This is a genomic window from Rhodococcus sp. C26F, assembly GCF_053345925.1.
Genome location: NZ_JBKFBA010000002.1, coordinates 380,982 through 394,088, shown reverse-complemented (window position 1 = coordinate 394,088; position 13,107 = coordinate 380,982). Strand labels below are relative to the sequence as shown.

The 13,107-nt window shown below is 69.7% G+C and carries 9 protein-coding genes; 4 read left to right on the top strand and 5 right to left on the bottom strand.

The features are described 5' to 3' along the window. The first annotated feature begins 279 nt into the window (after positions 1–279). Positions 280–4,254: an nSTAND1 domain-containing NTPase gene (locus tag ACLBYD_RS04955; RefSeq protein WP_447815620.1), complete on the top strand. Its 3,975-nt coding sequence runs from the start codon at positions 280–282 to the stop codon at positions 4,252–4,254. Here the strand turns inward: ACLBYD_RS04955 and ACLBYD_RS04950 are convergent. The 5 genes from ACLBYD_RS04950 to metG form a co-directional block, all read right to left on the bottom strand. After that, positions 4,218–5,528 carry an aminodeoxychorismate synthase component I gene (locus ACLBYD_RS04950; RefSeq protein ID WP_447815619.1) on the bottom strand — a complete coding sequence of 437 codons (1,311 nt, stop codon included), beginning with the start codon at positions 5,526–5,528 and terminating at the stop codon, positions 4,218–4,220. The genes ACLBYD_RS04955 and ACLBYD_RS04950 overlap by 37 nt on opposite strands. Before the next feature lie 12 nt (positions 5,529–5,540). Further along, positions 5,541–6,422 carry an RNA polymerase sigma-70 factor gene (locus tag ACLBYD_RS04945; RefSeq protein WP_447815618.1) on the bottom strand — a complete coding sequence of 294 codons (882 nt, stop codon included), beginning with the start codon at positions 6,420–6,422 and terminating at the stop codon, positions 5,541–5,543. Then, positions 6,419–7,570, bottom strand: a complete 1,152-nt coding sequence (locus tag ACLBYD_RS04940) for an NAD(P)/FAD-dependent oxidoreductase (RefSeq protein WP_447815617.1) — start codon at positions 7,568–7,570, stop codon at positions 6,419–6,421. Before ACLBYD_RS04940 ends, ACLBYD_RS04945 begins: the two co-directional genes overlap by 4 nt. A gap of 133 nt (positions 7,571–7,703) precedes the next feature. Beyond that, positions 7,704–8,843 carry a DUF2786 domain-containing protein gene (locus ACLBYD_RS04935; protein ID WP_447815616.1) on the bottom strand — a complete coding sequence of 380 codons (1,140 nt, stop codon included), beginning with the start codon at positions 8,841–8,843 and terminating at the stop codon, positions 7,704–7,706. An 86-nt stretch (positions 8,844–8,929) separates the two neighbouring features. Then, complete coding sequence (gene metG / locus ACLBYD_RS04930; RefSeq protein ID WP_447815615.1) at positions 8,930–10,510, bottom strand: methionine--tRNA ligase; 1,581 nt, start codon at positions 10,508–10,510, stop codon at positions 8,930–8,932. A gap of 22 nt (positions 10,511–10,532) precedes the next feature. Here metG and ACLBYD_RS04925 point away from each other — a divergent pair, with 22 nt between their 5' ends. The 3 genes from ACLBYD_RS04925 to ACLBYD_RS04915 all read left to right on the top strand — a co-directional run bounded on the left by ACLBYD_RS04925 (position 10,533) and on the right by ACLBYD_RS04915 (position 12,988). Continuing rightward, positions 10,533–11,363 carry a TatD family hydrolase gene (locus ACLBYD_RS04925; RefSeq protein ID WP_447815614.1) on the top strand — a complete coding sequence of 277 codons (831 nt, stop codon included), beginning with the start codon at positions 10,533–10,535 and terminating at the stop codon, positions 11,361–11,363. A 40-nt stretch (positions 11,364–11,403) separates the two neighbouring features. After that, complete coding sequence (locus ACLBYD_RS04920; RefSeq protein ID WP_447815613.1) at positions 11,404–12,480, top strand: maleylacetate reductase; 1,077 nt, start codon at positions 11,404–11,406, stop codon at positions 12,478–12,480. Positions 12,481–12,559: 79 nt separating this feature from the next. Beyond that, positions 12,560–12,988, top strand: a complete 429-nt coding sequence (locus tag ACLBYD_RS04915) for a DoxX family protein (protein WP_060652141.1) — start codon at positions 12,560–12,562, stop codon at positions 12,986–12,988. Positions 12,989–13,107: the final 119 nt, after the last annotated feature.

Here is a 13,107-nt window from a genome sequence, read left to right as displayed (position 1 = left end):
AACGGGAAAGGGCCCCGCGATGCGGGGCCCTGAACGTATGTGGAGCATGCCCCCACGCCGACCCGGAACTACCCCTCGTCAGTCCCTATCGGCGTGGAGGCCCCCGCCCCACGCTGCAAGGTCGAACCTTGCGTGGTGACCACTCTTCCGTGTCATTGACGGGGACTGAAAATACCGACCGGCGCGGAACCGGTATCATCCCTGCTCAGGCGTGGTGAGGAATTTTTCCGCAGCGGATGTTTGCAGGCGGGGAACGGGAGTACGAGGGGCGCGGAACGGATGTCAGACACCGGCGGAAAGCCTGGTTCGGCGCAACGTCAGTTCTTCGCCGACCAGCTGCGGATGCTGTTCGCCGCAGCCGGTCGTCCCGCTCTCAAGAAGGTCGTCTCGGAGGCCGCGACCGTGGCCCGGGCGGTGGGCAGCGACCGGACCGTCTCCGTCCAGCGGGTCAGCGACTGGCGCAGCGGCAACCGGATGCCGGCCAACTTCGAGTCGGTGCATCCGGTGCTCGTGGTCCTCATCCGGGCGGCGCGGGAACTCAACGCCGAACCGCCGGCCCCCGGCCTGTACTCCCTGAAGCAGTGGGAGAACTGGTGGAAGGCCGCGCGCGGGCAGGCGAACGCTCCGCGCACCAAGGAATCGGCCTCGGCATCGGTGCCGCCCGGGATCCGCCCGTACAAGGGACTCGCGTCCTACCGTCAGAACGACGCGCGGTTGTTCTTCGGGCGCACCCAGAGCGTGCGCAGCCTCGCCGACGTGGTGACGGCCTCCCACGGACAGGGCCCGGTCGTGGTGACCGGTGCCTCCGGCGTCGGCAAGTCCTCGCTCGTGCAGGCCGGTCTCATTCCGCAGCTGTGTTCCGCGCCCGACTGTCACCCGGTGGTCCTCACCCCCGGCACCGACCCGGTCGCACGACTCGTCGACGCGCTCCCCGAACTGACCGACGTCGGCGACCCCGCCGACCACACCGCCGTCCACGCGGCCCTGCGCGCCGCGACCTCGCGCACGTCGTCGTCGTTGCTGCTGATCGTCGTCGACCAGATCGAGGAACTGTTCACCCAGTGCAGCGACGTCGCTCTGCGTACCGCATTCCTCACTCTGCTCGAGACGGCGTCGACCTGTTCCGACGGCGACGCGCCCGCCCTCGTCGTCGCGACGATGCGGTCGGACTTCTACGACCAGGCAGTGGCCACCCCGGTGCTCGCCCGGGCCCTCGAGCGGCGGACCAAGACCGTCCAGCCCCTCGACCGCGACGACCTCGTCGAGGTCATCACCGCTCCCGCCAAACTCGTGGGGGTCCGCCTCGAACCCGGCCTCGTCGACCTCATCCTCCACGACCTCACGGGCCTGGCCGATGGTGAGATCAGCGGCACCGAACTTCCCCTGCTCTCCCACCTGCTCGACTCGCTGTGGGACAAGCGCAGCGGGGGCACGCTCACCGTCGCCGCCTACCGCGCGACCGGCGGGGTCCGCGGATCCGTCGCCGCCGGCGCCGAACGGGCATGGGAGAGTCTCGCCGACGATGCCGACCGGGCCCGTGCCCGCTCGATGCTCGTCCACCTGGTGTACGTCACCACGACCGGCACGGACGTCAAGATCGCCCGGTCGCTGAACGAACTGCTCGCGGTGGGCGGCGAGGATCGCGACGCGTCGAAGCGCGTCCTCGACCATTTCGTGTCGGCACGTGTGCTCGTCGTCGACGCCGACTACGTCGAACTCATCCACGACGCGGTGATCGACGCGTGGCCCCGACTCAAGTCCTGGATCCAGCAGGACCGCGCCGGCGCCGCCCTGCGACAGCAGATCGAGGCCGACGCATCGACCTGGCTCGCCTCCGGACGCAACCGGGAACTGCTCTACCAGCGCGGACGCATGGATGTCGTGACCGAGCAGAACCCGCACCTCGCCACGGCGGGCACCCCCGAGGATCGGCGCGGACCGGTCGCGCTCAGCCCTACCACCGTGGCCTTCCTCGACGCCTCCCGCCGGCAGATCGCCCGCGAGACACGGACCCGGCGCGTCGGCATCGCCGCGATGGCGCTGTCCACGATCATCGCGTTCGTCATGACCGGCCTGGCCTGGGACGCGAAGGGACGGGCCGAGACGGCACGGAGCACCGCACAGTTCCAGCAGATCGTCGCGCTGTCCGACTCCCTGCGCGACGAGGACCCCACCACCTCGGCGAATCTGGCGCTCGTCGCGGCCGAACTCCAGCCCGACAACCCGGTCGCGTACTCGAGGCTCATCGCCAGCCAGGCCGTCCCCCTCGCCTACACGCTGAGCGGACACACCGGGCCGGTCTACGGCGTCGTCGTCTCACCCGACGGATCCACCCTCGCGTCGGCGAGCGACGACGGCACCGTCCGCCTGTGGGCACTCGACGGCGACGAACCGGTCGCGGTGGGCGAGCCGTTGCAGTTGTCGTCGAAGTACATGGCGTCGGTCTCGTTCAGCCCCGACGGCCGTTTCCTCGCGATCGGTGCAGGTGACGGCGGTGTATGGATCTACGACGCGTCCGATCGGGCCGCGCCGCGCGTGGTGCTCGACCGGCAGGTCTACGCCGGCGGCGCCGTGCACAACGTGCGGTATTCGCCCAACGGCCGGGTGCTCGCCGTGCCCTACGACGACGGGCACGTCGCGCTCGTCGACACTGCGGATCCCGGATCGGGCCGGTTCCCCGTCACCTTGATCGACGACCACGACGGTGGTGTGCGGACGGTGGCCTTCCGTCCCGGTGGGCAGATCCTCGCCACTTCCAGCGACGACCGCACCGTCCGACTGTGGGACGTGAGCACGCCGTCGCGGCCGGTGCCGCTCGGTGAGCCGCTCACCGGTTTCGGCGACGTCGCGCATTCGGTGAGTTTCAACGGCGACGGCACGATCCTCGCGGCGAGCAGTGACGACGGTGTACTGCACCTGTTCGACACCACCGATCCGCGCGCGGCCCGCCCGCTGGGGGTACCCGTGAACGCCCACACCGGCGGCGTCTGGAACATCGCGTTCCTCCCCGACGGACGCACACTGGCGAGCGCGTCCTGGGACGGCACCGCGAAACTGTGGGACATCGACCCCTCGACACGGACTCTCGACGAGATCGGCCCGCCACTGACCGGGCACGGAGGTGGCGTGCCCACGCTCGCGGTGAGTCCGACCGGCACCACCGTCGTCACCGGCGGACAGGATTCCAACGTCCGGGTGTGGACGATGCCGCAGACCCGGATGGCGGTCGCCGACAGTGCGCTGACCAGGCCGGCGATCGATCGTGCCGGAGCCCTCGTCGCGACCGGCAGCTACGGACCGGATGTCACGCTCTGGCGGGTCGGTCAGGGCGGCGACTGGAACCGCGCCGGTGGGATCGCGTTGCCGCGGCCGCTCGGCGGTGCGTACGTGTGCGCGCTCTCGCCCTCGGGCACGATCCTGGCCACGGCACCGACCTCCGGCGGCAGCGTGCAACTGTGGGATGTGCGCGATCCGGCGACACCGAAGCCGTTCGGCGAGCCGGTGCCGCTCGACACGAGGTTCACCTCCGCCCTGGCGTTCGGACCCGACGGCACGACCCTCGTGACCGGAGCCGACGATTTCTCGGTGCAGTTGTGGGACATCGCGGATCCCGCCGAACCGGTGCCGTGGGGCGAACCGTTGACGGGGCCGAAGAATCTCGTACGCAGTGCCGCCGTCAGCCCCGACGGCCGAAGCCTCGTGGTCACGAGCGCCGACAGCGAGATCTATGCCTGGAACGTGACCGATCCGCGCTCCCCGACACGGGTGAACGTCTCGGACGGGCACGCAACCGGGGTGAACACCGTGGCCTTCGGCGGGTCGAGCGACGTGCTGGTGACCGGTGGGGACGACCACGACGTGGTGGTCTGGGATCGCGCCGAGTCCGGTGACTTCGTCGCCCGCGAGACCCGGTTGAGCGGCCACACCGGCACGGTCTACTCCGTCTCGATCACGCCCGACGGCACCCGCGCGGTCAGCGGCAGCGACGACGGCACCGTCCGGTTGTGGGACGTCGCCGACCCGGAGGGCATGCACGAGATCGGTGGCCCGGTCACCGACATGGGAACGGGACGATGGCAGGTGACCTTCGCGCCCGACGGGACCATCGTCGCCGCCGGCGGCGACGGCCTGCTCCGCACGTGGGGGCTCGACGCCGACGCCGTCGTGGCCCGCATCTGCCGTTCCACCTCGGTGCGACTCGGGGAGGTACTCGACCGCTACGAGTTGCCGGCTCCTCCGGACGAGGTGTGCTGAGCGCCTGTCCGAGCGTCGCCGAGGGCGAGGATGCTGGCCGCCTTGTCGAGGCATTCCTGCCATTCCGCGTCGGGATCGGAGTCGATGGTGATGCCGCCTCCCACACCGAGGGCGCACACGCCGGTGCCGGTGTCGTCGTGGCCGAACTCGACGGTGCGGATCGCGACGTTCAGTTCGGTGCCTGCGATCGGACTCGACATGCCGACGGTGCCGCAGTAGACACCCCGCGCGGAACCCTCCCACCTGGTGAGCAGCGTCCGGGCGCGGAGCTTCGGGCAGCCCGTGACCGATGCGGGCGGGAACGCCGCGTCGAGCACGTCGGCGACCGTCACGCCCGGTCGCCGCTCCGCCGCGACGGTGGACACCAGATGCCACACGCCCGGGGCGGGCCGCACGGTCAGCAGATCCTCGACCCGCACCGAACCGGTTTCGGCGACACGGCCGAGATCGTTGCGGACGAGATCGACGATCATCACGTTCTCGGCGACGTCCTTGATCGACGCCCGTAGCGCGGCGGGGTCGGCGGAGCGGGGGAGGGTGCCCTTGATCGGACTCGACCGCAGCGTGTCGCCGTGGAGGGAAACGAACAGTTCGGGCGACAACGACGCGATCGCACCCCACGATCCCTGCAGGTAGGCGGCGCGCGCGGGGGCGGTCCGGGAGATCCCGTCGGCGAAGAACGCCAGCGGGTCGCCGTCCCATCGGCCGGTGAACCGCGTGCACACGCACGCCTGGTACACCTCGCCGGCGCGGATCGCGTCGAGACAGCGTTCGACGCCGCGGCGGTGCTCGTCGCGAGGCGGTGGTGTCCAGTCGATGTGCCAGTCGGACGTGGTCGGAGATGAGTCGGTGTTCGACGGTGGGGCGAGGACCACCGCGGCGAGATCGTCGGGGCAGGGTGCGGTGCCGAGCGTCTCGTACCACCAGCACCCGTCGGCGTCGAGACGCAGGACGGTGTCGGTCCACCCGCTTGCGGCCAGGGGCAGTGCGGGTCGGTCCGGGATGCGATCCGGGTACGCGAGATAGCCGATGCGCCCGCCCCCGATGAGCGGCCGATCGTCACCCGCGGCTTCGGGAGCGTCCGCCGGGAGGGAGAAGACCTCCGCTGGTGGGACGGATTCGACGGTCACGGAGGGGACGAGCACGGCCGCCGCCCCGAACCATTCGCCCGACAGCGCCGCCGGAGCGGGGATGGCGAGGATCCTGGCGCGTTCTGCGAGTGCACCGAGCACGCGATCGACGGTGCCGCCGCGGCCGAGTCGTTCCATCCGCATGGCGTCAGCTTGTCATGCCTGGTCGGAGGTGTCGGGACGAGCCCCGAGATGCGCGAGCTTGTCGGGATTGCGGACCACGTAGACGCCGGTGACCAGGCCGTCGTCGATCTCGAAGTGCAGCACCATGTCGAGGACACCCGCAGAGTAGACGAGGACGCCGGGCATCGAGTTCATCACGGCCGGTTCGATGGTCATGTCGGGCAGCGGATGCCGGACCAGTCCGAGGAACAGGCGGGCGACCTTCGCGGAGCCGAGGACCGGAACCCGGGCCGCATTGACCTTGCCCCCACCGTCGGCGAGGTACCGCACGTCGGGAGCCAGCAGCGACAGCAGTCCGTCGAGATCGCCGGTGGTGGCCGCGGTGAGGAACGCCGCGACCACCCGGTCGGTCTCGTCGCCCGCGGGAGTGAAGCGTCGCTGCCGGGCATGGACGTGCTCGCGGGCGCGGTGCGCGATCTGCCGGACGGCACTCTCGGTGCGGTCGACCGTCTCGGCGATGCGCCCGTACTCGAAACCGAACACCTCGCGCATCACGAAGACCGCGCGTTCGACGGGCGTCAACGTCTCGAGCACCAACAGCATCGCGGTCGACACCGACTCGGCGAGTTCGACCTCGGCGGCTGCGTCGGGAGCGGTGAGGATCGGCTCGGGCAACCACGGCCCGACGTAGTCCTCCCGGCGGCGTTGCGCCGAGCGCAGCGAGTTCAGCGCCTGACGCGTCACGATCTGCGCCGCGTAGGCCCGCGGATTGTCGACGCTGTCGGTGTCGGCGCGGGCCCAGCGGATGTAGCTCTCCTGCAGGACGTCCTCGCTGTCGGCGACGCTGCCGGTGATCTCGTAGGCGATCGAGAACAGCAGTCCCCGATGCTCGGTGAAGACGTCGTCGCCGGTCATACGTGAGCCTTCTCGCGTGCGGCGGTGTCCGGTCCGCGTCGGGTCGGCAGGGCGCGTCCGCGCGCCTGTAGCTGCATGGTGTGGATGGTCCCACGAACGACGGCTTCCTTCACCGGTGCTGCGAGCCGCCCCCGCACGGCCCACCTCGACGGGGTGTCATCGCGGGCCGACAACTGCACGACACCGCGATCGCGGCCGAGGGAGATGCAGGTCGTGACGAAACCGAGCGAGAGCGGTGCCGGTTCGCGTCCCTGCAACAACTGCCACACCGTGTCGGCGCCGTGGGTGCCGAGCGGCATCGCCGCCTGGCAGCTCATGCGCAGGTGGTCGTTGCCGTCCACCACCACTGCGTCGCCCACGCCGACGATCGGCATGCCGTCGACCGCCTGAAGGGTGTCGCGCACCCGGAGACGACCGTCGTCGTCGACCGGCAGGCCGCTACGGCGGGCCAGGTCGGGCACCGAGAAACCGGCCGTGCGGACCACGAGGGTCGCGGGGATCGTGGTGCCGTCGTCGAGGACGACCGAGCCGTCGTCGATGCGGCTGACCCGCGTTCCTGACCGGACCTCCACGCCCAGTTCGTCGAGCCGGCGGCGGATGTAGCGCTGCGTGTTCTCGGGAAGAGCCGCACCCGGATCGCCGACGAGGACGAGGGTGTGCCGCGGATGCGACTGTGCGAGTTCGGTGACGGTCTCGAGACCGGTGAGCCCGCCGCCGATCACAACGACGGAGGCATGGTCGTCCGCCTCGAAGAGGGCGTCGTGCAGAGCGGTGGCGGAGTCGAGGTCGGCGACGGAGAACGCCCTCTCCGCACCGGGGATCGCACCGGAACTCGTGGTGCTGCCGACGGCGTAGATCACCGCGTCGCACGGCAGGACCGTTCCGTCGGCGAGGGACACCGCGTGCGATTCGATCCGTACGGCCGAACCGACGTGCAGCGTCGCCCGCGGGTGCAGGAGATCGGACAGTTCGTGTGTGGCGGTTCCGGATCCGGCCGCGACCTGGTGGAGCCGGACGCGTTCGACGAAGATCGGTCGGGGGTTCACGACGGTGACCGCCACCTCGGGATGTTCGGCGAGCAAGCGGTTCGCGGCCATCACTCCGGCGTATCCCGCCCCTACGACCACCACATGGAATTGCGTCGTCATCGCTCTGTTCCCTTCGCTGTCGGAAGTGGTGTCACCGATAGGACACCGCTCGTGGCGGGGATGTGACACGGCGCCGGCGCGAATTCCTGTGATGCCCGTCTCCTGCCGTCGGCCTCGTCGGTGATCGATCCGGTCAGTGACCGACCGTGCGGGATTCCGGTGTCAGCGAGGCGGTCTCGGCCGCATCGCGACCGGCGTGGAAGCCGTCGGCGTCGACCCCGCGACCACGCGAGTCGCGGGTGACGGGGAACAGTCGGCGGAACTCGGTGTCGACGGCATCGGATCGCCTGGCGAGGATGGGCGCGAGCGTCGTGATGGGCACCTGCGCGTCGGCGGCGGCGTGGGCGGTGGCCCGGACGTCCGCCTCGCGGAGACGTTCGCCGATCCGATGCGCGTAGCCGGTGAGGAAGGCGCGGCGGAAGGAGGTCGCGGACGATCCGCGTCGCCCCGCCGTTCCGGCCGCCTGCACGGCCCGTCCGGCCTGGACGAGTAGCGAGGTGTACAGCATCTCGGCCTGCTGCAGGTCGGTGGCGGTACCGACGATCGTCGCGATCTGCACCCGGGTGAACCACACCGTGCGCACGCGGTTCGCGTCGCCGATGGCGGTGAGGAGCAGGACCTTCTCGCGGATGTACGGGCTGTCGAGGTGGATGCGCCGGCCGACGACCGGGTCGGTGCCGGAGTCGGGCCCGGCCAGCAGCGCCGCACCCACGGCGTGACGCGAGACGAGTTCCTGCGCCTTCGCGGTGAGCGCCTCGGCCTCGTCGGGGAAGTCGGTGGACTCGGCCTTCGACAACAGTGCCCGGATGCGTTCGAGGATCCGGGTGTCGGGCGGGGTGGGCGCAGACGGGTCGCCGGACCGGACGGACGGCCATCGCGACGGCGGGGGTGTGAGGATCGCGAAGGACGGCAGGTACTTCCAGGTGAAGGCGAGCCCTTCGATCTCGAAGCGGGTGACGTCGGGGCACGCCCGGAACAGGCCGTCGGCCAGCGTCGGGGCTCCGGCGGCGTGGGCGGGACGCGGATGCCGGCGGGCGATCTCGTCGAGCTGCCGTACCCACTCGACGGGGGCGCGTTCGGCCGCGCGCCGGATCTGCGCGTCGAACAGCATCGTGGCCGCCGTCAGTGCGACGTCGGAGGTGCCACCCGAGCGGGCCGTCACGTGGAGCACGTCGGCGGGCTGCCATCCCCGTTCGTAGGCACCACCCAGCTCGGCGAGCAGGGCGTGCTCGTTCAGACCACCGTATCGAACATGTGTTCTATCGCTGCGCATGCGCCGCAGTGTGGCGCACGGCACCGACAGGTTTGCGTGGCGACGGAGAACACACAGGTGAGGGGCTCTCCGTCGCCGGCCGGAGCTCAGTCCTCGTCGACGTAGCGCGGGAACACCGGCGCCGGGGCGGGCAGGGTGGTGCCCGGAGCCAGGCGGGTCGCGACGGCGTCGAACTGCCGTGCCTCGGGTGTCTGACCGAGGAGGTCGAGGATCTTCGCGGCGGCATCCGGCATCACCGGCTGGACGAGCAGACCCACGATCCGCACGACCTCGAGCGTGACGTACAGGACCGTCGCCATCCGCTCGGGATCGGTCTTGCGCAGCACCCATGGCTGCTGCGCCGAGAAGTAACGGTTGGTTTCGCCGAGCACGTGCCAGATCGCTTCGAGACCGAGGTGCAGGGCCTGGGCGTCGAACTCGGCGCGCACCTTCGCGAGCAGCGCGTCCGCCTGGGCGAGCATGGCCTCGTCGTCGGCGGTGAACTCGCCCGGCGTGGGCACGGTGCCCTCGAGATTCTTCGCGACCATCGTCAGCGACCGCTGCGCGAGGTTGCCGAGGTCGTTGGCAAGGTCGGCGTTGATGCGGGTGACGATCGCCTCGTGGCTGTAGCTGCCGTCCTGGCCGTAGGAGATCTCGCGGAGCAGGAAGAAGCGGAGCTGGTCGAGGCCGTACTGGTCGACCATCTCGAGCGGGTCGACGACGTTGCCGACCGACTTCGACATCTTCTCGCCCTTGTTGAACAGGAAGCCGTGGACGAAGACCCGCTTCGGCAGTTCGAGACCCGCCGACATGAGGAAGGCCGGCCAGTAGACGGTGTGGAACCGCGTGATGTCCTTGCCGATGATGTGCAGGTCGGCGGGCCAGTAGCGGCGGTAGGACTCCGACTCGGTGTCGGGGAAACCGACGCCGGTGAGGTAGTTGGTCAGCGCGTCGACCCACACGTACATGACGTGATCGGGATGATCGGGGACCGGAACGCCCCAGTCGAAGGTGGTGCGGGAGATCGACAGGTCCTTCAGGCCGCCGGAGACGAAGCTGACGATCTCGTTGCGACGGGTGGCCGGGGCGATGAAGTCGGGCTGCTCCTCGTAGAGCTTGAGCAGCTTGTCCTGATAGGCCGACAGCCGGAAGAAGTAGGTGGACTCCTCGGTCCACTCCACGGGGGTGCCGGTGTCGGTGGAGATCCGCGAACCGTCCTCGAGCAGCGTGGTCTCGCCGTCGGTGTAGAACGCCTCGTCGCGGACCGAGTACCACCCCGCGTAGGTGTCGAGGTAGATGTCGCCCGAGTCGACCATGCGCTGCCAGATCGCCTTGCTCGCCTCGAGGTGATCGGCGTCCGTGGTGCGGATGAACCGGTCGTACGAGATGTTCAGCCGCTTGTCCATGGCCTCGAACACGTCCGAGTTGCGGGACGCGAGTTCGGTGACCGGGATCCCTTCCTTCGCGGCGGTCTGCTGCATTTTCAGGCCGTGCTCGTCGGTGCCGGTCAGGAAGCGCACGTCGAAGCCGTCGAGACGCTTGAACCGCGCGATCGCGTCGGTCGAGATGTACTCGTAGGCGTGCCCGATGTGCGGGGCGCCGTTCGGGTACGCGATCGCGGTCGTGACGTAGAACGGCGGGCGGGTGGGATCGCCGGCAGCCGGGCGGGAGGAATCAGGCGCAGTCATGGTGGCCAGTAGTTTATAGGGCGTGAGCGCAGCCCGTCCCGCCCCCGAAGCCCCGCAGCCGTTGAGTCCCCTCGTCGACGCCCACACGCACCTCGACGCGTGCGGCGCCGAGGACGCCGCGACGACCTCCGCGATCGTCGATCGTGCCGCCGCGGTGGGGGTCGGACGCATCGTCACCGTCGCCGACGATCTCGAGGCGGCGCGTTTCGCCGTGCGGGCCGCGCACTGGGACGACCGCGTCCACGCGGCCGTCGCCATCCACCCCACCCGCGCGAACAGCCTCGACGACGCCACCCGCGCCGAGATCGAGAAGCTCGCCGCCAGCCCGCGCTGCGTCGCGGTGGGGGAGACCGGCCTCGACCTCTACTGGCCCGGCAAGCTCGACGGGTGCGCCGAACCGGCCGAGCAGGAAGAGGGCTTCCGCTGGCACATCGACCTCGCGAAACGACTCGGCAAGCCGCTGATGATCCACAACCGCGAGGCCGACGCCGACCTGCTGCGCGTGCTGCACGACGAGGGCGCACCGGAGAAGGTGATCTTCCACTGCTTCTCGTCGGATGCCGACATGGCCCGCCGCTGCGTCGACGCCGGATACCTGCTGAGCTTCTCGGGCACCGTGAGTTTCAAGAACGCGAAGGCCCTGCGCGAAGCGGCGCCGCTCGTGCCCCGCGAGCTGGTGCTGGTGGAGACCGACGCGCCGTTCTTGACCCCGCATCCCTTCCGGGGCGCGCCGAACGAGTCGTACTGCCTGCCGTACACCGTGCGCGCGCTCGCCGAGGTGCGGGGCGAGGACGCCGAGGAACTGGCCGCGGCCACCACCGCGAACGCCGAGCGGGTGTACGGACTTTCGTAAAGGGCACGCGTGCCCCCATTCCCGTCGTGACAATACGGGCATGCGCTCCTTCGTCTACAACTCTCATCCGGTACGTGTGATCTTCGGCCCCGGTACCGCCTCGCGGGTCGCGGACGAAGTACGTCGACTCGATCGTTCCCGCGTCCTGCTGCTCTCCGGCGAGCACGTGCGGCACCAGGCGGAACTGGTCGAGAAGTATCTCGGCGACCTGCAGGTCGCGCGTTTCGACGGCGCGGTGATGCACACGCCGGTCGAGGTGACCGAACGGGTCCTCGGCGTGGTCACCGAGCGCGACGTCGATGCGGTCGTCGCGGTCGGCGGCGGCTCGACCACCGGACTGGCCAAGGCACTGGCCCGCCGTACGGGGATCGATCAGGTGATCCTGCCGACGACCTACGCAGGGTCGGAGGTGACCCCCGTTCTCGGCGAGACCGCCGACGGGGTGAAGACCACGCGTTCGTCGCCCGACATCCTTCCCGAGACCGTGATCTACGACGTCGAGTTCACCACCTCGATGCCGATCCCGCTGGCGGTGACCAGCGCGATCAACGCAATGGCCCACGCGATCGAGGCCCTCTACTCCGAACAGGCCAATCCGATCGTCGACGCCCTCGCGCTCGAGGCCGTTGCCGCGATCGCCCGGGGTATCCCGGCGCTCGGTGCGGACTCGGCCGATCCCGAGGGGCGTTCGGATCTCCTGCTCGCCGCGTGGCTCTCCGGTACCTGCCTCGCCTCGGCGGGAATGGGGCTGCACCACAAGCTCTGTCACGTCCTGGGCGGATCGTTCGACCTGCCGCACGCCGCCACCCACACCGTCGTGCTGCCCCACGCGCTCGCCTACAACGAACCGTCGGTACCGCACGTCATGGCGCGGGTCGCGCAGGCACTCGGCACGGATTCGGCACCCGCGGGCGTCTACGACCTCGTGGCGGCGGCCGGTGCGCCGACGAGTCTCGAGGAACTGGGGATGCGGGAGTCCGACCTGGACGAGGCGGCGCGACTGGCGACGGCGAAGCCGTATCCGAATCCTCGGGAGGTCACGGAGGTGGGCGTGCGGCGGTTGCTGGGGGAGGCGTTCGCCGGTACCCGTCCGGAACCGGCTCAGAAGTCTGGTTGAAGCTACAACCATGAGTTGCTATCTTAGTTGTCGCTTCAACTAAGTGGGGCTCTCCGGCCTCCTACCCGAAAGGCTCGACATGAAGACCCCTCTCGTCCGCGACATCGGCATCCTCATCGCCCGACTCGTGCTCGGCGTCATCTTCCTCGCGCACGGACTGCAGAAGTTCAACTCGTGGGGATACGAAGGCACCAAGGCCGGCTTCGAAGGAATGGGCGTGCCCGCCCCGGCGATCTCGGCGTTCGTCGCCACCTGGATCGAGATCCTCGGCGGTCTCGCGCTCATCCTCGGTGTGCTCGTCCCAGTCTTCGGCGTCCTGCTGTTCCTGCTCATGCTCGGCGCGTTCTTCATCGTGCACGTGGAGAACGGAATCTACGTCGGCGACGGCGGCTTCGAGCTCGTGGCCGCGCTCGGCGCAGGGGCTCTCCTGCTCGCCGCGGTCGGTGCGGGAGCATTCAGCGTCGACCGATTCCTCGCGCGGAAGGTTCCGCTCCTGCGCACGGCCTGACCTGCGGTTCCGAGGCGTTGTGGACGATTTCTCCCGATCGTCCACAGCGCCTTTTCCGTCCGATGACGCGCGCTTTTCGCATATGTCTTGTTATTCTCCCGCACGACATATGCGTTCAC

Bases quoted from the DNA above. Each gene is read 5' to 3' on its own strand.
- ACLBYD_RS04955 (WP_447815620.1), top strand. From the start codon at position 280: ATGTCAGACACCGGCGGAAAGCCTGGTTCGGCGCAACGTCAGTTCTTC.
- ACLBYD_RS04950 (WP_447815619.1), bottom strand. From the start codon at position 5,528: ATGCGGATGGAACGACTCGGCCGCGGCGGCACCGTCGATCGCGTGCTC.
- ACLBYD_RS04945 (WP_447815618.1), bottom strand. From the start codon at position 6,422: ATGACCGGCGACGACGTCTTCACCGAGCATCGGGGACTGCTGTTCTCG.
- ACLBYD_RS04940 (WP_447815617.1), bottom strand. From the start codon at position 7,570: ATGACGACGCAATTCCATGTGGTGGTCGTAGGGGCGGGATACGCCGGA.
- ACLBYD_RS04935 (WP_447815616.1), bottom strand. From the start codon at position 8,843: ATGCGCAGCGATAGAACACATGTTCGATACGGTGGTCTGAACGAGCAC.
- metG (WP_447815615.1), bottom strand. From the start codon at position 10,510: ATGACTGCGCCTGATTCCTCCCGCCCGGCTGCCGGCGATCCCACCCGC.
- ACLBYD_RS04920 (WP_447815613.1), top strand. From the start codon at position 11,404: ATGCGCTCCTTCGTCTACAACTCTCATCCGGTACGTGTGATCTTCGGC.
- ACLBYD_RS04915 (WP_060652141.1), top strand. From the start codon at position 12,560: ATGAAGACCCCTCTCGTCCGCGACATCGGCATCCTCATCGCCCGACTC.